Source organism: Christiangramia fulva (assembly GCF_003024155.1).
Classification (GTDB): Bacteria; Bacteroidota; Bacteroidia; order Flavobacteriales; family Flavobacteriaceae; genus Christiangramia; species Christiangramia fulva.
In genome coordinates this window covers 1,234,844-1,254,716 of the sequence record NZ_CP028136.1, presented here as the reverse complement: position 1 = coordinate 1,254,716, position 19,873 = coordinate 1,234,844, and the positions used below count along the sequence as shown (strand labels likewise).

General features: G+C 40.9%; 18 protein-coding genes and 1 tRNA gene. 10 read left to right on the top strand and 9 right to left on the bottom strand.

The features are described 5' to 3' along the window. Positions 1-22: 22 nt before the first annotated feature. Entirely contained in the window at positions 23-1,015 is a 993-nt protein-coding gene (gene dusB / locus C7S20_RS05770; protein WP_107014108.1) for a tRNA dihydrouridine synthase DusB, read from the top strand. Here dusB and C7S20_RS05765 read toward each other — a convergent pair. Then, positions 1,003-2,214, bottom strand: coding sequence for an ABC transporter permease (locus C7S20_RS05765; protein ID WP_107011591.1), 1,212 nt, complete (start codon positions 2,212-2,214; stop codon positions 1,003-1,005). The genes dusB and C7S20_RS05765 overlap by 13 nt on opposite strands. A gap of 1 nt (position 2,215) precedes the next feature. Then, on the bottom strand, positions 2,216-2,608 hold the full coding sequence (rbfA, locus tag C7S20_RS05760; RefSeq protein WP_107011590.1) for a 30S ribosome-binding factor RbfA: 393 nt from the start codon (positions 2,606-2,608) through the stop codon (positions 2,216-2,218). Positions 2,609-2,722: 114 nt separating this feature from the next. Between rbfA and mce the strand changes: the two genes are divergently transcribed. The 7 genes from mce (at position 2,723) to C7S20_RS05725 (ending at position 7,956) form a co-directional block, all read left to right on the top strand. Continuing rightward, complete coding sequence (gene mce / locus C7S20_RS05755; RefSeq protein ID WP_107011589.1) at positions 2,723-3,124, top strand: methylmalonyl-CoA epimerase; 402 nt, start codon at positions 2,723-2,725, stop codon at positions 3,122-3,124. Positions 3,125-3,190: 66 nt separating this feature from the next. Beyond that, positions 3,191-3,267 (top strand) — tRNA-Ile (locus tag C7S20_RS05750). Positions 3,268-3,542: 275 nt separating this feature from the next. Further along, positions 3,543-4,751, top strand: a complete 1,209-nt coding sequence (locus tag C7S20_RS05745) for a primase-helicase family protein (protein ID WP_107011588.1) — start codon at positions 3,543-3,545, stop codon at positions 4,749-4,751. 622 nt (positions 4,752-5,373) lie between these two features. Next, positions 5,374-6,255, top strand: coding sequence for a toprim domain-containing protein (locus C7S20_RS05740; RefSeq protein ID WP_107011587.1), 882 nt, complete (start codon positions 5,374-5,376; stop codon positions 6,253-6,255). Positions 6,256-6,334: 79 nt separating this feature from the next. Beyond that, positions 6,335-6,631: a mobilization protein MbpA gene (mbpA, locus tag C7S20_RS05735; RefSeq protein ID WP_107014107.1), complete on the top strand. Its 297-nt coding sequence runs from the start codon at positions 6,335-6,337 to the stop codon at positions 6,629-6,631. Next, positions 6,628-7,500, top strand: coding sequence for a relaxase/mobilization nuclease domain-containing protein (locus C7S20_RS05730; protein WP_107011586.1), 873 nt, complete (start codon positions 6,628-6,630; stop codon positions 7,498-7,500). The genes mbpA and C7S20_RS05730 overlap by 4 nt, the downstream gene beginning before the upstream one ends. Before the next feature lie 12 nt (positions 7,501-7,512). Then, positions 7,513-7,956 (top strand): DUF6730 family protein, encoded by a 444-nt coding sequence (locus C7S20_RS05725; protein ID WP_107011585.1) that lies wholly within the window; start codon positions 7,513-7,515, stop codon positions 7,954-7,956. A 138-nt stretch (positions 7,957-8,094) separates the two neighbouring features. Here the strand turns inward: C7S20_RS05725 and C7S20_RS05720 are convergent, their stop codons facing one another. Further along, positions 8,095-9,225 (bottom strand): Fic family protein, encoded by a 1,131-nt coding sequence (locus C7S20_RS05720; RefSeq protein ID WP_107011584.1) that lies wholly within the window; start codon positions 9,223-9,225, stop codon positions 8,095-8,097. Between the two features lie 209 nt (positions 9,226-9,434). Here C7S20_RS05720 and C7S20_RS05715 point away from each other — a divergent pair, with 209 nt between their 5' ends. Beyond that, entirely contained in the window at positions 9,435-10,382 is a 948-nt protein-coding gene (locus tag C7S20_RS05715) for a DUF1259 domain-containing protein (protein WP_107011583.1), read from the top strand. A 30-nt stretch (positions 10,383-10,412) separates the two neighbouring features. Continuing rightward, the gene (gene chrA / locus C7S20_RS05710; RefSeq protein WP_107011582.1) at positions 10,413-11,759 is read left to right on the top strand and encodes a chromate efflux transporter; all 1,347 of its coding nucleotides are present in this window, start codon (positions 10,413-10,415) and stop codon (positions 11,757-11,759) included. A 136-nt stretch (positions 11,760-11,895) separates the two neighbouring features. On the opposite strand, the gene C7S20_RS05705 is transcribed toward chrA, so the two are convergent. From C7S20_RS05705 to C7S20_RS05680, 6 genes are all read right to left on the bottom strand, one after another. After that, positions 11,896-14,976 carry an efflux RND transporter permease subunit gene (locus C7S20_RS05705; RefSeq protein WP_107011581.1) on the bottom strand — a complete coding sequence of 1,027 codons (3,081 nt, stop codon included), beginning with the start codon at positions 14,974-14,976 and terminating at the stop codon, positions 11,896-11,898. 18 nt (positions 14,977-14,994) lie between these two features. Beyond that, positions 14,995-16,491: an efflux RND transporter periplasmic adaptor subunit gene (locus tag C7S20_RS05700; protein WP_107011580.1), complete on the bottom strand. Its 1,497-nt coding sequence runs from the start codon at positions 16,489-16,491 to the stop codon at positions 14,995-14,997. 16 nt (positions 16,492-16,507) lie between these two features. Beyond that, on the bottom strand, positions 16,508-16,789 hold the full coding sequence (locus C7S20_RS05695; RefSeq protein WP_107011579.1) for a hypothetical protein: 282 nt from the start codon (positions 16,787-16,789) through the stop codon (positions 16,508-16,510). Between the two features lie 16 nt (positions 16,790-16,805). Then, positions 16,806-17,990: a TolC family protein gene (locus C7S20_RS05690; RefSeq protein ID WP_107011578.1), complete on the bottom strand. Its 1,185-nt coding sequence runs from the start codon at positions 17,988-17,990 to the stop codon at positions 16,806-16,808. A 61-nt stretch (positions 17,991-18,051) separates the two neighbouring features. Then, positions 18,052-18,489 carry a hypothetical protein gene (locus tag C7S20_RS05685; RefSeq protein WP_107011577.1) on the bottom strand — a complete coding sequence of 146 codons (438 nt, stop codon included), beginning with the start codon at positions 18,487-18,489 and terminating at the stop codon, positions 18,052-18,054. A gap of 50 nt (positions 18,490-18,539) precedes the next feature. Beyond that, the gene (locus C7S20_RS05680; RefSeq protein WP_107011576.1) at positions 18,540-19,757 is read right to left on the bottom strand and encodes a site-specific integrase; all 1,218 of its coding nucleotides are present in this window, start codon (positions 19,755-19,757) and stop codon (positions 18,540-18,542) included. Positions 19,758-19,873 lie beyond the last annotated feature (116 nt).

Below are 19,873 nucleotides of genomic sequence, written 5' to 3'. Positions count from 1 at the left end.
GCAACCTGAAAAACAACTGGTTGTGGCAAAAATTGGAAATATAGATGTAGGAGACTTCCCGTTGCTGTTGGCACCGATGGAAGATGTGAGCGATCCGCCATTCCGCGCCTTGTGCAAGGAGCAGGGAGCTGATGTAGTGTTCACCGAATTTATTTCTTCAGAAGGACTTATTCGCGACGCGGCGAAAAGTACTATGAAACTCGATATTTACGAAAAGGAAAGGCCCGTGGGAATTCAGATTTTTGGGGCTAATCTCGATTCTATGTTGCAATCTGTAGAGATCGTCGAGCAGTCAGGACCAGATATTATCGATATCAATTTCGGTTGCCCGGTGAAAAAAGTAGTTTCAAAAGGTGCAGGAGCCGGAATTTTAAAAGATATTGACCTGATGGTTTCGCTTACCGAAGCCATGGTGAAGCATACAAAACTTCCGGTTACAGTTAAAACGCGTTTAGGTTGGGATCATGATTCCATTAAAATTGTTGAGGTTGCTGAGAGGCTTCAGGATGTGGGTTGCCAGGCAATTTCTATCCATGGCCGCACTCGTGCCCAAATGTACAAGGGCGAAGCCGACTGGAGACCGATTGCTGAAGTAAAAAATAATCCGCGCATGCATATTCCTGTTTTCGGGAATGGCGATGTGGATACTCCCGAAAGGGCCATGGAAATGAGGAACAAGTATGGTCTAGATGGCGCGATGATCGGTCGGGCAAGTATTGGTTATCCGTGGTTTTTTCGTGAAGTAAAACATTATTTTAAAACCGGTGAACATCTTGATCCGCCAGGTCTGCAGGAACGACTGGATGCCGCACGCCGTCATCTTCAAATGGCAATTGACTGGAAAGGGGAGAAATTAGGCGTTTTTGAAACCCGTCGACATTATACCAATTATTTTAAAGGAATTCCGCATTTCAAGGAATATCGTATGAAAATGGTAACCAGCGACGATGCTGCCGATGTTTTTGCCGCTTTTGATGATGTGGAAAGGGATTTTGCCGATTATCAGTTCGCCTGATTGAGCGCTTTTTTGCTTCTTCCAGCCGCGATATAAGAAGCGATAAGTCCTAAAATGAAAATCGTTACCAGGACGATAAGGATATTCTGAAATTTCATTTTTACAGGATAAGGCAGGCTTGGGGTGATCATCACCAGTTCGTAATTCATCTGGAGAACGATCAGCACAATAGCAACAAGGAGTCCCACGATTCCGCCTAAACAGGTCATCAGCATACCCTGCATAAAAAAGATCCTTTTGATCTGCCCCGGCGTGGCGCCAAGACTAAAAATCGTTTTGATATTTTCCCTTTTATCAAGGATCATCACGATGATCGATCCCACCACGTTAAATAGCGCGATGGTAAGGACAAGCGTGAAAATAAGGTAAACAAAGAGATTTTCTGAATTCAGCATTTTGTTTAGCGCGTCGTTCAGTTCTGTGCGGGTCTTTAAATAGATCTTTCCATTAAAGATTTCGCTGATCTTCTGAGATAATTCTTTCACATTCGCATCGGGAGTAAGCCTGAATTCTATGGAAGAAATTTCATTTTCCTTCATCTCCAGCAGGTCCCTTGCAAAACCAATATTCGCAAAAACATATTTATCATCCAGCTCTTCATTGATGCTGTAAATACCTGTTACGATCACATTTTTGGTGGTAAAGGCATTGCTAAGATTGGTCATGGTGATCTGGCCTTTTCCGGGTTTTGGGACCATGATCTTTAGTAAATGCTCATAATTGAAGACACTCAAATTTAAGAGTTGGGAAATACCATTGCCTACCACAACCTGAGGTTCGCTATCGGTAAGCCAGGTCCCGTAAACCACCGCACTGTCGATCTTATTTACTTTTCGGTAATCATTATCCACCCCTTTGATAAAGGCGGTGTGATTTTTAGAGCGATAATCTAAAAAAACCCGTTCTTCAATGGTTTTACTGAAGGCTTTTATTCCGGGAATATTCCGAAGTTTTTCCAGCTGTTCTTCAGAATACGTGAAAGTTTTGCCCTGCTTCGGAAAAGCTTTCAGATCAGGATCGAATTCATTTGAAAAGGACAGGCTGAAATCCCGCAACCCGGAGAATCCGCTTAAAACGATAAAAAGCGAGAATGCTCCCGCGAAAACCCCCACCGCCGCGATAATGGTGATCACATTTATGGCGTTGCTTTTGCTTTTAGTGAAAAGATAGCGCCGGGCGATGTAGAGGGGAAAATTCAAATTACGACTTTTTCCGTTTATCTAATAGATCTGGATTTTCAATAGGATTATGGGAGCCTTTCATTTCTTTTTCGATCTTATCGATATATTCCAGGGAATCGTCAATATAAAAACTGAGATCTGGCATTTTTCGAAGCTGATGCTTTGTTCGCTGGGCCACCTCGTGTTTGATCTTATGTTTATGCGCGTTGATCTCCTCCAGGACCTCTTCTGCATGTTTATTCGGAAAAATGCTCAGATATGCCTTGGCGATGGAAAGATCGGTAGTGACCCTCACTTTGGAAACCGAAATCAAAATTCCCGTACGACCGTTTTCACGCAGTTCATTTTGCAAAATATCGGCCAGGTCGCGCTGCAATAATCCTCCTATCTTTTTTTGTCTGTTTGTTTCCATGCTACAAAAGTAAAATATTTAAATGTGATTTCAGGAAACTGCCATTTCATTTGATCGGAATAAGCTGAAATGCTGATATTTGCTAAAAGCAATAAATAATAAGAATAACCAATAATGAATAAAATAGAACATATCGGGATCGCGGTAAAAGACCTGGAAGCAGCCAATAGAACTTATAAAGCCGTTTTAGGAAGCAAAAACTATAAGACCGAAACGGTAGAAAGTGAAGGCGTGATCACATCTTTTTTTAAAATTGGCGAAAGCAAGATCGAATTACTTGCCGGAACTAATGCCAATAGCCCAGTTTCTAAATTTATAGAAAAAAGGGGAGAGGGTATTCACCATATCGCTTTTCATGTATCCGATATTAAAGCTGAAATTGAGCGTTTAAAGGAAGAAGGCTTCAGATTGTTGAATGAAACTCCGAAACCTGGTGCCGATTATAAGCAGGTCGCTTTTATGCATCCCAAAGATGCCAACGGAGTTTTAATAGAACTCTGCCAGGAAAAAGAATAGGAATTTTTTGTTTGGTGTGTAAGCATCAATTATCTAAATTTGCGCTCTCGATACAATATGGTATCAGGTCCCATAGCTCAGTTGGTTAGAGCACCTGACTCATAATCAGGTGGTCGATGGTTCGAGCCCATCTGGGACCACCAGTAAAATCAAGGCTTCGCAAATTCAGTTTTGCGGAGCCTTCATTTTTCACACGTATTTCACACGTAGAATTGGTAAAAATTTCCTCAAAAATCTTTTTTGGAATCAATTCGGCTCATTTCTATCCAACTTATATTCTTTTTTGATATTATTCATTTTATTTGCTTTATATTGGTATAATTTGAAATATGTTTAATAAAATAGCTTAAATATTGAATATTTTTTAATTAATTTATAATTTCTTACTTTTAATAGATCATGTAATTACAGGTCTATTGTGAAGCAGGAAAACACTTACATCAGAGTCGGCACCCAGTACTATAAACTGGTGAAGATCCCTTCCATTTCAGGGCGCACGAATCAAAGTTTGATTCCCTGGAATATCGAAACCATCCGCCAGGATCACGGAAAGACCTTTCTGGCCCAGATCCCCAAATTTGATGGCTTCACCTGCATTCCCGACCATCTTAATTTTCAATCGACCTTCCATAATTTTTATAATACCTATGCTCCTTTAAGCCATACGCCCGAAGAAGGAAGTTTCAAACGATCTTTAGCATTTGTCAAACATATTTTCGGACCTCATTTTGAACTAGGTCTGGATTACCTGCAGCTGCTTTATACCAAGCCCACTCAGATCCTTCCTATCCTTTGTCTGGTCTCTCAGGAACGCTCTACAGGAAAAAGCACCTTTTTAAAATGGCTAAAGAATATTTTCCAGGGTAATCTTACGTATTTACTTAATGATGATTTCAGTAGCCAGTTCAATTCAGATTGGACCAATAAATTGCTGATTTGTGTCGATGAAGTCTTATTTAATAAAGAAGAACTCACCGAACGAATCAAATACCTGAGTACCACTAATTATAACAAGCTCGAGGCAAAAGGAAAGGACAAACGGGAAGTAGAATTCTTTGGCAAGTTTATACTCTGCAGCAATAATGAGGAGAACTTTATCAAGATCGATCAGCATGAGACCCGCTTTTGGGTGCTGAAAGTACCCAAGGCCGAAAAGGAAGAGACTGAATTACTCGAAAAGCTTAACCAAGAGATCCCGGCATTTCTCTATTTCCTTACGAATCGTCAACTGCAAACACGAAAGAAGACTCGGATGTGGTTTACTCCGGACCAATTAGAAACAAAAGCCCTAAAAAGGCTGGTTCATAATAATAGGAACCGGGTCGAGAAGGAGATGGCCAGCTTACTCATGGCCATTATGGAAACAGATAATTCTGAAGAGATTAAAGTATGTCCGGTGGATGTTTTAAATGCCCTGGGAAAATCCCGGATACGAACCGACCTGACCCAGATCCGGAAGATCTTCAAAAAAGACTGGAAACTTACCAATCAACCCAATTCTAACGGCTACCTGAGGTTTGTCACCTACGCCGATGGAGATATTAACTGGAAGGAAGCCAAAGGACGCTATTTCACTATAACTAAAATGTTCTTAGAGCAGCAGTTTGAGGAAGAGAAGTTAGGCTGATTACTGCCGGCTCAAACAAAAATGATGAATTGATGACAAAATGATGACAGGGAGCCACCAGTGTTCACGGGGGTTCTCATGCGCTGTCATCGTTTCATCATTTTTAAACCCACTTTTCAGGGAAAAGCTTCTGATTCTCTCTTTTTTTTGATGAATTGATGACAGAATAGGATGAGACCAGTAATAGTAAGGCTTAAGGCTGTCATCATTTTGTCATCAAACTGTCATCAAAATGAAAATGATGACAGAAATTAAGAAAAGAGGGACGAGATACTAAACAAAGCTAAATACCAACAATGAAAATGCTATTGAAATAAAAAAGTAGGACCGGCTTTCATCGAGTTACCTAAACAAAACCCCGTCCAGGGGTGAGGGCTTTGTTTAGGTAAAACAGGAAGAAATAATTTAAAAAATATAAAAGTTACTTACCTACTTACCTAAAACCTCTGAAGCCGAATAATAACAGGGCTTTCAGCCAGGTAAGTAAAATTAGATCCATCTTACCTAAGTTACCTAAAAACAGCACTCCAGGTAAGACAGGTAACAGAAGGTAAGTGGCATTTTTATTTGAAAAGCCTTGGTATTGCTGAAAAAGGTAAGTAGGTAACTAAAATTTGAAAAAATGAGTTTAAAAAAACTAACCTGTGAAAGAGCCCGCAGTATTTGCATCGTGGAAACGCTCGCAAAACTGGGGCACTTTCCCAGTAGGACAAGGGAGAAAGAAGCCTGGTACTTCAGTCCCCTCCGGTCAGAAACACAGGCCTCTTTCAAGGTGTCTTTAAAACTGAACCGATGGTATGACTTCGGTATAGGCGAAGGTGGAAATGTCATCGACCTGGTTTGCAAGGTTTCTAATTGTAGCGTGGCCGAAGCCCTTCAATTCCTCTCTGATGAACTACCTGTATATTCATTTCAAGGACCAGCTGCAGATACTTCAAAAAAGGATAGCGCCAACACCATCGTAAAGATCCAACCGATCACCAGGAGCTATTTAAAGAAATATGTACGATCCAGAGGCATCTCTTTACCGATAGCTAGAAAATATTGTAAGGAAGTATGGTATGAATGTCATGGAAAGACCTATTACGCAATCGGACTTCAGAACAATGAGAATGGCTGGGAACTTCGCAATCTATATTTTAAAACCTCCAGTTCTCCTAAAAGTTATACCTGGTTTCAAAATGAGAAAAATCACCTGGTGGTTTGTGAAGGAATGTTTGACCTGTTATCCATCGCGGAATTATATCCGGAAGAATTAAAGAACTCGGATATCATTGTATTAAACTCCTTGTCATTTTTAGCTCAGATCACTGCCAAATTCAAGAGCTATAAAAGCATAGATCTCTACCTGGATAATGATGCTTCAGGAAGGAACAATACCACCGAATTATTGCGGTATTATCCCCACATAAAAGACCAAAGTCATCGCTATAAAAACCATAAAGACCTCAATGAAAAACTAGCTTCCGGGCAGTGGACTTACAGTGGATACAAATCGTTTTGAGTAGCAAAGCAAGATGTGTCATTGTCATGACAATCTTGCTTTGCGCCCGGAGGTTGCAAAGATTAAAAAAGACAGGATTATGAAACGGGAAGTCATCCAGATACGATGCTCGATCTACGAGAAAAAGCTACTCAAAAAAAGAGCGGCCAGGGCGGGAATTTCGCTTTCTGAATATTTGAGATCTACCGCCTTTGAAATTAATATGGTGGAAAGAATCACTCCGGAACAACTGGAATGCTACCAGATGCTCATCCAGTATAAAAACAACTTTATGCGGATCAGTAATATGTTCAAAAAAAGAGATCCCAAACTGGCTAGGAATGTAGAAGCCCTGGCCGAAGAAATACGGCAACACCTTTACAATTTTAAGAGATGATCGGAAAAGGACAATCCATATCACGAACCCAGGCATCCATCGAGTATGGCTGGAACCAGGAGAAGGAGGCCGAAGTGGTGCTCAAAGAACACTTGGCCGGGGAAACGCCGAAACAGATTACCGATGAATTCAGGATCATTCAATCTCAAAATGATCGCTGTACTAAAAATACCTTGAGCTTCGTGGTAAGTCCAACGGTCAAAGACGGTAAAAACCTAAACCATCGCGACCTGGAAAAGATCGCCCAGCGATTTATTAAAGAGATGGGGCTTAAAAATCACCAGGCTATTGGGTTTGTTCATAAGGATAAGCAGCATACCCATGTCCATATCTATGCGAACCGTATCAGCTTAAAAGGCGAAGTCTATAAAGACAGCTTTATAGGAAAACGAAGTCAGATCGCAGCAGATAATGTAGCCAAACAATTAGGACTTACCCGGGTCAGGGAGGTACAACAACAAAAGCTACAGGAATTAAAATGGCAGCGAGTAACTATTAAATACCTCAATGACCGGGTGCTGGAGACCAGGCCAAAAACCCTGGATGATTACATCCAAAAAATGAACGCACGTAATGTAAAGGTCATCCCCAGTATCAATAAATCCAATCAGCTGCAGGGCTTCCGGTTCGAATACCAGGGCGCCAATTTAAAAGGAAGCGAGGTCCACCGGTCTATGAGTGGAAGTAAACTGATCGCAGAAATATCTCAGAATAATAGTTACAGTAAACTCAAAGAGGTACCGAAAACTTTAAAGCTGGTGAATACCACCGTACAATTGAGCACGAACATGGCCAGTAAGATCGCTAAAGATCTGGCTAAGCAGGTGATCAAACGAGGGCTTGATGCTGGTATGGGCATGGGCTACTAAATAATAATTATTATGAAAAAACTAGATGAGATCATGGAACTGATGGCCGATGAAATGGCTGACTTTAAAACTTCACTCGAAAAACTGGAAGCATTATCTAAAGGGCTTAATGAAATGAGTATTCCTATCAGTACAGCTGCAATTGATGAGAATCTACAGAGTTTTCTTCAAAAACAAGAAGAGGCCAACGAGGTAAAAAATGAATTACTCAGAGATATAAATGATAAACTGGAAAGAGCTAGTCTGATCCCCAACTATATTCTTGTATTATTTGGAAGTATTCTAATCCTGCTATTATCCGGATTGGGATATTTTATTTACTCTTCTAAAATATCGGAAGAAGAGAAGTTCCAGATCTATCGAACCATTTCGAAATCGGAACTTGAATCCTATCAAATATTTTTCTCTGAAAACCCGGAGATAAAAGAAGATTACTGCAACTGGTTGGAACAGTAGCATAAATATGCGCCCTATGCTATTTTTACTTCACGTTTAACTTCCCGTACACTATAAAAACAGCACAGGAACCTTGCGCAAGGTTAGTTATTTGAAATATGCGGTATCAAACAGAATCATTTGATTTCAGTTTCTATTTTAAGATCTTTTACTGAACAACTCTAAATAACTTTCAAAAACATATAATCTTCCGCGCTGTCCTCCGGTAATCTCCCTGATAATTCCTTTTTCCTCTAAAGAAGCTATTAATTTATAAGCTGAAGCAGGAGTTTTATCAATAATGGTTGCAACTTTAGATGCATCAATGATGGGTTTAGTATATAAGTATTCCAATACTTTATTACCATCAGCACTCCGAAAGCCAAGGCTTTGTATTTTGGCATCTACATTTTTTTGAAGCTGCATGATCCCATTAAAAGTTTCTACTCCAGATTTTGCGGTCTCAATTACTCCTGCAAGAAAGAACTTAAACCACTGGGAGAGGTCATTATGGGTTCTTACACGCATTAAATTATCATAATATAAGGTTCGGTTTCTTTCAAAAAAGTCAGATAAATATAGAATAGGCTGCTTTAAAATTCCTTTACCAACCAGATATAATGTAATTAATAATCTTCCTACTCGTCCATTTCCGTCCAGAAAAGGGTGAATGGTTTCAAATTGATAATGAATTAAAGCGACTTTCAATAAATCTGGCATAGGATTCAATTCATCGTTGGCAAACTTTTCAATATCCGACATTAAATCACCAATGGAGGTATGAACCGGAGGTATAAAAACTGCATCATTAATTGTCGCACCCCCAATCCAATTTTGACTATTGCGATATTCACCAGGTAATTTATGTTCTCCTCTTACACCGCTAAGAAGAATTTTATGGGTTTGTTTTATCAAGCGTGAAGAAAATGGTAGAGTATGTAAAATTTTGACTGCTTCATTCATGGCAGCTATATAATTCTGCACTTCTTCCCAGTCGTCCCTTTTTTCAAAAGAAACATCCTCCTTATCTAGAAAAGCTTCTTCCATATTAGTTTGAGTGCCTTCTATTTTAGAAGATTGGGTAGCTTCTTTTGCTATATGCATACTTATAAATAAGTCAATATTTACATATTCGGAATACATGTCAAGCCTTCCAAGTTGTCGATCAGCCTTACTCAAAAGATTAAATACTGTCATGTCACTAATTTCCCAATTCCGATTAATATTATTAGGCTGAAAGCTTTTATAGTAACCTTGGCGGACAGTGTGACCAGATTTAAAATTTTTCATTTTATAAATTAAGACATTAGTTATTATACTAATGTATAAATTATATATAATAGATGGGAATCTTATTTTACTTTTTTGTCACTTTTCTAAAACAAACAAAAGTCAAGAGTTATTTTTTCGTAGTATATTAAATTAATAATATGCATGTCATAATTTTAATTTGAAATGATATATGGAAATAATCATACCTTTAAATAAACTATTTAATTATGAGACCAATATATCTTTTACTTTTCTGTTTCTTTTTATTTAGCTGCCTGGAACCAGCAAATACAGAAAATGAAAATGAACCGGAACCAACTCAAACCCTGGATAAGCACCCAGATCTGAAGGAACTGGATATTACCCTTCTAAAAGATAGCTTGGGAATGGATGGAACCGAGAACAACGGCGAATTCAAAATTACCATTCCGCAGAATGACCTAAATGTTTCTGTAGACGGGTTTAAAATTATTCCTCCCATGGGATTAGGAAGCTGGGTGGCTTTCACCCCAACCGGGGATAAACCAATGATCATGGGAGATATTGTGGTTACCGAGAAGGATTTGAAGCCGGTGCAACAGGAAGTTATTAAACAGGGATTGACCGTTACAGCTATTCATAATCATTTTGTTAGAAATGAACCGGATGTGATGTATATGCATATCGGGGGAATGGGAACCGAAGAGGAATTAGCCGCAAAAGTAAAGTCGGTACTCGACGTAGTAGAGAAATCAAGGGGAGCGAATCCTTCAGAGTTTCCTGCGGGAAAGGTAGAAAACACTTTAAATACTAGAATGATAGATAGTATTTTAGGACACAAGGGAAGTATGAATAATGGGGTGTATAAAATAGTCATCGGTCGTCCTGATGTGGATCTTAAGGAGAATGGAACCGGTATCAGTACATTTATGGGTTTCAATACCTGGGCAAGCTGGCAGGGAACTCCTGAAAAGGCGGCGGTTGCAGGTGATTTTACCATGCTGGAAGATGAAGTGGCACCTGTGATTAAAGCGCTAATCGAAAATGATATAGAAGTTGTGGCATTACATAATCATATGGTAAAGGAAGAGCCACGCATTTTCTTCCTGCATTATTGGGGTGTTGGTCCGGCTGAAAAGCTGGCGAAAGGATTGAAGGAAACACTGGGCCAGACCGGTTCCAGTGGAAAAAATTAGGTAATATAAATTCTGCAGATAATAATCTGAATGGCAATAGTACCTTTTAAGGAAGCATTTCGGGTGTGGGTAAGGGTAGCTATTTATAGTTTTGGCGGACCCGCAGGTCAGATATCTGTAATGCACAGAATTCTGGTTGAAGAAAAAAAGTGGATCGATGAAAACCGGTTTCTCCACGCGCTCAATTACTGCATGCTGCTTCCCGGCCCTGAGGCTCAACAACTGGCTACTTACATTGGATGGCTTTTACATAGAACCAAAGGCGGACTTCTTGCGGGGGGACTTTTTATTCTACCAGGATTTCTTTCAATCCTGTTACTGAGCATTCTTTATGCGATGTACCGGGATGTTGAAATAGTTGAAGCCATATTCTATGGTATAAAACCGGCTGTCCTGGCTATTGTGATTGGTGCCGTTATTAAAATTGGTAAACGGGCACTTAAAAATGGAATCATGCTGAGCCTGGCTATCCTATCATTCATTGCCATATTTTTTCTTGAAATCGATTTCCCGGTGATCATCCTAATGGCCGGGTTAATAGGTTTTTTTGGAGGTAAGATCTGGAAAGAAAAATTTCTGGTGATAAAAGGTCATGGAGATAAAACGGAAGATAAAGATCATCTCAGTGATTATTATTCAGAGCCTGTAAAACCTTCATTATTTAAGACTCTCAAAACAATATCAATTTTTTTAATTCTCTGGTCCTTTCCTTTAATAATCATAGCGGGTATTATTGGGGTGGAAAATATATTCTTTTCTGAAGGAGTCTTTTTCAGCAAAACTGCCGTGGTGACCTTTGGAGGAGCATATGCTGTCCTAGCTTATATAGCTCAAAAAGCGGTTGAGGATTATGGCTGGCTGCAATCGGGTGAGATGCTTGATGGACTGGGGATGGCAGAAACCACACCCGGCCCGTTAATTCAGGTAGTGCAGTTTGTAGGTTTTATGGGAGCATTCAGACTTCATGGTACTCTGGATCCATTAATGGCAGGAATTCTGGCTTCAGTTCTGGTCACCTGGGTTACCTTTATCCCCTGCTTTCTTTTCATCTTTGCCGGCGCTCCTTATATCGAATATCTCAGAGGAAATAAAAACTTAACCTCTGCTCTTTCAGCAATTACCGCTGCGGTGGTGGGGGTCATTCTCAACCTGGGGATATGGTTTGCGATCCATACCTTTTTTGGTTCATTTAAAGAAGAACATTTTTTTGGAATCAGGATCTTAATACCCGACTGGAATACTCTTAACCTGGGCTCCTTATTGATAGGTATGCTTGCCGCGTTCGTTTATTTTATTTTGAAATGGGATATGCTTAAAACAATAGCGATAAGCATAATATCTGGCATCATTTATTTTTTCATTTTTAATGCAGGCTGAATGGCATAAAAGATTTGAATAAAGCGGCTGAAAGAGAAAGAAATAATGAAAAGAAATCGGTAATTGTAGAAGGTAATCCCAAAAATAAAAAACCCCGAACTTCAATTCGGGGTTTTCCATTCAACTAATTAAAAAATTATTCCTTCCTGGTCACCAGGTCATACACACAAGGTATCACGACCAGGTTCAGAACCGTGGCCGAAAGCAATCCTCCCAGGATGACCACCGCCATCGGGCTCTGGATTTCACTTCCCGGTTCACCCCCTTTTAAGGCAAGCGGAATCAATGCCAGCCCTGTTGTAAAGGCTGTCATCAAAATTGGATTTAACCTGTCCAGGGCGCCAGATCTGATCAATTCATAACCGCGAAGTCCTTCTTTTCTGAGGTCTTCATACCTGGAAACCAAAAGGATTCCATTTCGGGTTGCGATACCGAACAAACTGATGAACCCGATCGTCGAGGCAATACTTACAATACCTGAAGTAAAATAAACGATCAAAATTCCTCCGATCAGTGCCAGCGGCAGGTTTATCAGTACGACAAAGGCCAGTTTCACGTTGTTGAACTCAAAATACAATAGCAAAAAGATCACAAAAATAGCGGCTATGGCACTTATCAATAACATTTGTGAAGCTTTCGACTCGCTTTCAAACTGTCCGCCGTATTGTATACGGTAGCCTTCAGGCATATTAACGGAAGAGTTCACGGTTTCACGAATTTCTTCAACAGCGCTACGCAGGTCACGTCCCTGTACATTGGCAGCAACCACGATCTTTCGTTGCACATCTTCCCTGCTGATGGTATTCGGACTGCTTACCGAAGCTACATTCGCCACTTCGTTCAAGGGCACCTGGGATCCATTTGGCAGGCCTATTAGGGCCGTTCTTATGTTCTCGATAGTATTTCTGAAGTCCTTGCCATAGCGAACCACCAGGTCAAAATACTTCTGGCCTTCATACACTTCTCCAACTTCGTGTCCGGCAAAAGCAACATCCACCTGTTCCATCAAATCTCCAACCGTCATTCCGTAAGCCGATAAAATCTGCCTTTTTGGGGTGATCTTGATCTGCGGAACTTCGATCTGCTGATCAACGGCAACATCGGCAAGCCCGTCTATAGGCTTGATCTGTTCTTCAATATCCTTTCCTATAGAATAAAGCTGCTGTAGATCGGGACCAAAGATCTTGATGGCGATATTCGCCCGGGTGCCAGAAAGCATATGATCGATTCGGTGTGCAATAGGCTGCCCCAATGTGATATTCACCCCGGGTACTATGCTCAGCTTTTCCCTGACGTCTTCAAAGAATTCTTCCTTCGATTTCTCATCCAGGGTAAACGGCACATCGATCTCGGCAGCGTTCACACCCTGGGCGTGCTCATCGAGTTCTGCCCTACCCGTTCTACGGGTAACCACATCTACTTCGTCCATCTCCAGTAACAGTTGTTCTACCTGTCTTCCTGTCTTATTGCTTTCTTCAAGCGACATTCCGGGAGGTCCTACTACACTAATCACCATCGACCCTTCATTGAATTCTGGCAGGAAACTTCGTCCTAACTGGGTGAACAAGGCCATGGTTAGCAAAAAAATAATTACTGTAACCGCAATCACAGTTTTCGGAATTTTCAGCGCACTGTTAAGTGTTGCCGCATACCTTCGCTCCAACCATCTTTCCACTTTGGTACCTTCGGCCTGGTTCTTCAGCATCTTTTCTTTTTTCAGGAGATAAGTACACAAGACCGGAGTAACCGTAACCGCTACCACTAAAGATGTCAATACCGAAGTGATAAATGCGATCCCGAGTGGTTTCAGCAGTCGGCCTTCCATTCCGCCAAGGAAAAACAAGGGCACAAAAGAAACGATAATGATTAGCGTCGCAATAATGATCGAACTCCTGATCTCCACCGATGCTTCTCTCACCACCGTGATCACCGACTGTCTTTCGGCTTTCGGCTTTCTAATGTTTTCCCGCAGGCGTTTATATACGTTCTCCACGTCGATGATCGCATCATCCACAAGAGCACCGATCGCGATCGCCATACCTCCAAGACTCATGGTGTTAATGGTATAGCCGAGCATTTTCAGCACGATCACAGAGACCAGCAGCGATATTGGTATTGCCAGTAAAGAGATCAGCGTTGTACGCCAGTTCATTAAAAAGATGAACAACACCACGATCACGAAAAAGGCTCCTTCTAGTAAGGTCATATTCAGGTTACTGATGGAAGCCTCAATAAAATCCGCCTGTCTGAAAATTTGAGATTTGATCTCTACACTTTCCGGCAGACTGGTTTCCAGTTCTGCAATAGCTTCATCCAGCCTTTCCGTCAGTTCCAGTGTATTCACATCGGGTTGCTTGGAAATTGTTAGGATCACCGCGGGTTCTCCATTAAGCGAACCATCCCCGATCTTATCGGCCGCGCCGATCTTTACCTCAGCAACATCCTTGATCTTGATGCTCTGGCCGTTCACCTGTTTAACGACAGCCTCCTCCAGATCATCAACGGCATAAGCTCTACCGCTACCTTTAATGATGTACTGATTGCCGTACTGGTTCAAAAATCCTCCTGGTGCATTGGTATTAGCCTCCTGTACTTTTTCGGTGAGCTCTTCCAGGCTAACATCATAGTATTTCATCTTCCCTGGATCGGCAAAGACCTGGTATTGCTTATAATCTCCACCGATAACCACCACGTTGGCGATTCCGCCTATGGCTTTAATCCGAGGACGAATTTGCCAGTCGGAAAGTGTTCTAAGTTCCATCGGGCTCAGGCTGTCTGAAGTAACTCCCAGCAGCATCACTTCTCCCATAATGGAAGAAATAGGTGCCATCGTTGGCGCCCCGATCCCGCTTGGCAGGTTTTCCCTTACCATCGGTATTCGTTCACTAACGATCTGCCTGGCCTTGTATATATCGGTTCCCCAGTCGAACTCAACCCAAACAATAGAGATTCCCGCAGCGGAAGAAGAACGAATTCTTCTAACATTCGGGGAACCGTTCATCGCGGTTTCAAGCTGATAGGTCACCAGTTTTTCAACCTCTTCAGATTCCATTCCATGAGCTTCCGTCAAAATGGTTACAGTAGGCGCTGTAAGATCAGGGAATACATCTACGTTCATATTTCGAGCGAGATAAAATCCCGTGACACTTAATACCACTGCACCAAGCAAAACCAGAAGCCGGTTCTGAAGAGATATTGATAATATTTTGTTTAACATCTAACTATCTTTTCAGAATTAATGTTCGTGTCCGTGCGCCGGAGTTGAACCTGACATTGAAGCCATCTTCACCTGGTATGCTCCTGTGGTGACTACCACATCTCCGGGTTGAAGTCCGCTAAGCACCTGAACCTCCTGTCCGTTTCGTTTTCCGATTTTAATAGGACGCCTTTCAAAGCTTTCTCCACTAACCTGGAGAATCACCGAATAATTACCATAATCTTCCAGTAAGGCTGCTTCAGGAACTATGATTCCCTGCTCTGCATTTCCCATAGCGATTTGTACTTCGGTAAAACTACCTTCCGGCATTTCTACCATATCATTCACTTTTACATATACCGGGATCATTGGCTTGCGGTCTTCCACTTCCTTACCAACAGAAACTATAGATTCTCCAGCTACCTCGTTCCACTCACCACTATCATCTTTGTACCATATACTGGCGATAGATTCTTTAGAAGGCTTGCTCGAAGCACTCAACTGTGTTTTCAGCAGTCTGGACTTATCGGTTCCGATAGTTACCAGATTTGCACCCTGCTCCACGTAATTTCCGTTGGAAGTACTGATGGATTTAATGAATCCGTCAAAAGGTGCGCGTATTTGCTTCCCGCCTGCTCCATAATTGGAAGCAAGTGCACGGTAATTCGCTTCAGCTACGCGATAGTCGCTTTCCACTTTTTCGAATTCCGCCTTTGGGACGATCTTGTCCTCGTAGAGTTCTTTCTTACGCTCGTATTCAGCTTTTGCCTGATCGTATCTGGCTTTCGCCTGAGCAATCTCTGCCTGAACATTATTCGAAGAAAGCCCTTCACTGCTAACGTTCATCAGCAACTGACCTCTTTTCACCTTGCTGCCTTCAGTAAGGTTTTCTGAAACGAAATTCACCATTCCGTTAGCTCCGGCTGCCAGGGTCTTATAGGTTCCCGGCGCTGCCTGCCAAACTCCCGAGGTATGAACGATGTCATAAACTTCCCCTTCAGTAACAGGTTGAGTCTGGAAATCGATCTTCCAGGCCTGCTCCTTTAAAAAACTGATATCACCTTCTTCGGCTTCCTTCACATTTTCTGAAGCTTCGGCAGTTGAACTATAAACCTGAACATTTTCGACCACGATCCTGTCTGAATATTCAGGAGTTTTCAGGTCAAAAACCAGGTCATAAGTTCCGGGTTCTTTCGGTTGCAATGCCGGAGAAAAGATCCCCGGAGAGGAAGGTGCGTCTACTTTATGGCGGATTCCGCTATCCCCTTTTATCAGGCTGACCGTAACCGAAGCCTCACGAACCGGCTGGTGTTTATCCAGCCTGGTAAAGTGGGCGGCAAATTTGCTCGTTTTCCCTTCCACGAGAGCCGGGAACTCCACGAAAAGCTCCGTCTGGTCTGTCCAAACGGTTTTGCTTATCGCGGGAACTCCCGAACTCACGTGATTTCCTTCTGCATCATGCGCATGGCCTTCTTCCTCGTTACTTCCGCAGGAAAAAAGCAAAAGCGAAATGCATATCAATAAAATATATCTCATGTTTTATTATCAGATTTTAGTGATCTTCATGCTCGCTTCCATCCTCATGGGTATGGTGACCGGATTCCTCGTGCATCTCCATAGAGTCCTCACCAACCTTGAACTCTTCCTGTTCCATATGGTCACCGTCCATATGGCTTCCATCTTCGTTATGAGGATGCCCGTGCTCTTCTTCTTCATGAGCATGAGCTTCCGCTCCGTCTTCGTGTTCGTGACCGTGGTCTTCGTTGGCGGTTTCTCTACAAGCTGAAAAACCAAATACTAATATCGCTGCGAAAAATAAATTCTTGAAATTCATAATGTTTACTTTTTAATTATAATTGATGTTTTAATAGTTCTGCTTTTAGCTGAAGAAGCTCTTTTTCCATCTCCAGCATTCTGTTGTAAGCCTGCCGGTAGAATTCCACTTCCCGGTAATAATCCAGGAAGGAAAGTTCTCCCAGCTCGTAAGCTTTGAATAAAAGCTCTTCGGAATTAAGATCCTGAAAAGTTTCCCGATATTCCAGAAACTTTTCATTCAGTAACTGATATCTCTGATATTTCTCCAGAAAAGTGGTGTAAAGCTCAGCCTGAACAAAGTCTGAATTCGACTGCTCGTACTCATACCTTGCCTGCGCAGCCTTCACTTTATTATTGCTGTTCCAAAGCGGAATAGAAATACCTCCCAGAAAACCGGAATAGTTGCTTGAACTCACGCCCTGGTAGTTGTAACCAAGGCTGAGATCGGGAAGCACCTTGTTCTTTTCCAGTTTCACCTGTTGCTCTGCAAGCTCGGTCTGAGCCTGTAAAGCTTTGACTTCAGGATCTTCAGCGAGCTTTTCCTGCCAGATGGCGTCCTGTGAAAGCAGTTGAGTTTCCTCAGATATCTGGAGCTGACCAACTTCTATGGCCTCGCCTCCATTCAGTTTCTGAAGATCCCTGAGCAGACTTTCAATTCGGACCTCAATTTGCTCGATCTCAAACTGTTTCTGGATCCAGGCAACTTTAGCCTTGTTCAGTTCAAGGATTCCAATCTGCTCAGCATCGAATAGTCGCTGGATCTGGTCATAGACCTCTTTTGCCTGCTCCACTCTTTTTTGCTCCAAATCCTTACGTTTCTGAAGGACCTGCAGTTCAAGCAGCTGTTTCTTGGCATTCAGCAAGACTTCCTGTCTGAGGCTTTCATATTCAAGCTCGAGAAGTGCTTCCTGCTTTTCTATACGCTTGCTTCTCGCACCATAAACCGTAGGAAACTCAAATCGCTGTGAAACCTGGTATTCATAATAATCATCGGTCTCATGTTCCCCGAAAGGAAGGTAAAATGCAGAAACCTGCGGATCCTGAAGATTGTTTTCAGACTTATTCGCAAGATTACGGCTCGACATAAAGCTCTGGTATGCTTTAATCTGCCTGTTGTTTTTACTGATCTGTTCCAGTACCTGGTCAACTCCCATATCCTGGGCTGAAAGCCCGAATGAGAATAGGCATCCGAAACAGACGGATACTACATATTTATACATTGTAATTTTTTGGGTTGAACCTATTTGAAGGTGATAAGCATATTGTTTATCAGTTCTAAGTTTAACCTAAAGCGGGTGGTCCCCGAAGAGAGAGAAATGAGAGATACGGATTAAAATATTTTCTGGGCGGTCTATAAAACTCCGAGCTTGTGTATTGCTCGTCAGACAAAAAAGCGAAAACCGCATACTGACCTTCCAGATTTAGCTTTTTGTTTTCAACTTTCTTAAAACTGAAAGTTTCAGAATGCTCCTTTAGGACAGGAATCTCACTGGTACCGGAACCATGCGAATGAAGCGCCAGTAAATATGACAAAAATCCCTCTTGCTCCTTTTCCTGCTTTTTATGATGATGGTGATTCTCGTCCCCGTGATGATGGTGAGCAACCTGCTTTTCTTTACTAATATGATCGTGATGCGCATGAGGAATAACCTGGTGAAAGGACATCAGGAGAAAAATCCCTAATAGAAAAGAAGCTTTTATTTGTGGTTTAATGCGCACTTTTCAAAGATAGGAATATTACGAAACTTTAATAAGCCAGGTAAGACAATTTATGTAAGTGCCAATTGTTTATGATATCTATCAAGAACGTTCGTCGGTAATGAATCCAGATAAATTTGAGTAGTGTTAAGTTTAGAATGCCCAAGCATGGAAGAAATTACATGAAGAGGAATATCCTTTAACATTGCGTGGGTTGCGAAGCTGTGTCTTGATACATAGGATGTAAGATATTCCCTTATTCCACATTTATTAGCAATTCTTCTAAGCCCCTTATTATATCGATTCCTAGCTTCCTGAACCTGTTTATATTGTTCAGACAATGTTTCAGAGTTTAATATAGGTAATATGAAATCATCATTTTCCTTACCATTCAAATAAAATTGAAGGATTTCATTTAATTGATCTGTAATGAGAATATTGTAATTTTTAGAAGTCTTTTTACGTTGAAACTTAATCCTGTCTGCAACAATATTTTTCTTTTTTAGAAAAGCCATATCTATAAACGACATTCCAAAAAGCAAATAGGAAATTAAGAAGTAGTTTTTATAGTGGAATGGCCAGGATCCCTCTTCGGTTTTATAATGCAATAATTTTAGAACACTTTCATATTGTATAGCTCTTTTTGAAGTTGGTGTAGTTTTGATTTGATAATCGTGAAATGGGTAAGCTTCTTTTTCAATCAATCTATCTTTGATGGCTTTATTATATATAGACCTAAGCGTTCTTAAATATGAAGCAAGCCCATTAAGAGAGTTGTTGTTGGACAGATGAAAGGTTTCGAAATTTACGAGGAACTCATAGTTTATATCATTAAATTTTAGATCTTTTTTCTTGGTGTATGATCTTAATCTGGTTAATAACCCCCTATATGATTTAGCACTTCCAAGTCGATTAGCTTTTATTAGGTCATCAACTAATTTGTCACCGTATTCTAAAAAGGAATCAAATTTCCTCCTTTTACTAATTCTTTCTTTAACCTGGTTTATGGAAAGAAATCTTAACTCATTTTTTAATTCCAGAACATTGATAATATTTCTGGCCTTTCCTAGCTGCTCGTAAAGAAATTGGTTTAACAGGTTTACATCGGATTTTCGACCATAATTTGCCCTGACTTTCTTATTTTTATCATCCCAAAAGTGTAAAGGAATAGATTTACCAGTGGATATTGAAGTTGTTTTTTGAAAATGGCAGAGTCTAATAATTATAGTAAAAGTCTGATCATTTTTAATGCGTCTTTTATCGATTGCTAAATTGGCACTGGTTTGCATTTTTACATCTTTGGAATTTGAACTTATAATTTACGCAAATTGAATAAATTTTTGAATGAAAATCACACGTAATTCACACTTATTTGTTTGATTTTAAATGAAATCAATTGAACACA

What these genes read in the sequence shown, in the direction of transcription:
- rbfA (WP_107011590.1), bottom strand. Translation starts at nt 2,608, where the DNA reads ATGGAAACAAACAGACAAAAAAAGATAGGAGGATTATTGCAGCGCGAC.
- mce (WP_107011589.1), top strand. Translation starts at nt 2,723, where the DNA reads ATGAATAAAATAGAACATATCGGGATCGCGGTAAAAGACCTGGAAGCA.
- C7S20_RS05740 (WP_107011587.1), top strand. Translation starts at nt 5,374, where the DNA reads ATGAGTTTAAAAAAACTAACCTGTGAAAGAGCCCGCAGTATTTGCATC.
- mbpA (WP_107014107.1), top strand. Translation starts at nt 6,335, where the DNA reads ATGAAACGGGAAGTCATCCAGATACGATGCTCGATCTACGAGAAAAAG.
- C7S20_RS05730 (WP_107011586.1), top strand. Translation starts at nt 6,628, where the DNA reads ATGATCGGAAAAGGACAATCCATATCACGAACCCAGGCATCCATCGAG.
- C7S20_RS05725 (WP_107011585.1), top strand. Translation starts at nt 7,513, where the DNA reads ATGAAAAAACTAGATGAGATCATGGAACTGATGGCCGATGAAATGGCT.
- C7S20_RS05720 (WP_107011584.1), bottom strand. Translation starts at nt 9,225, where the DNA reads ATGAAAAATTTTAAATCTGGTCACACTGTCCGCCAAGGTTACTATAAA.
- C7S20_RS05715 (WP_107011583.1), top strand. Translation starts at nt 9,435, where the DNA reads ATGAGACCAATATATCTTTTACTTTTCTGTTTCTTTTTATTTAGCTGC.
- chrA (WP_107011582.1), top strand. Translation starts at nt 10,413, where the DNA reads ATGGCAATAGTACCTTTTAAGGAAGCATTTCGGGTGTGGGTAAGGGTA.
- C7S20_RS05705 (WP_107011581.1), bottom strand. Translation starts at nt 14,976, where the DNA reads ATGTTAAACAAAATATTATCAATATCTCTTCAGAACCGGCTTCTGGTT.
- C7S20_RS05700 (WP_107011580.1), bottom strand. Translation starts at nt 16,491, where the DNA reads ATGAGATATATTTTATTGATATGCATTTCGCTTTTGCTTTTTTCCTGC.
- C7S20_RS05695 (WP_107011579.1), bottom strand. Translation starts at nt 16,789, where the DNA reads ATGAATTTCAAGAATTTATTTTTCGCAGCGATATTAGTATTTGGTTTT.
- C7S20_RS05690 (WP_107011578.1), bottom strand. Translation starts at nt 17,990, where the DNA reads ATGTATAAATATGTAGTATCCGTCTGTTTCGGATGCCTATTCTCATTC.
- C7S20_RS05680 (WP_107011576.1), bottom strand. Translation starts at nt 19,757, where the DNA reads ATGCAAACCAGTGCCAATTTAGCAATCGATAAAAGACGCATTAAAAAT.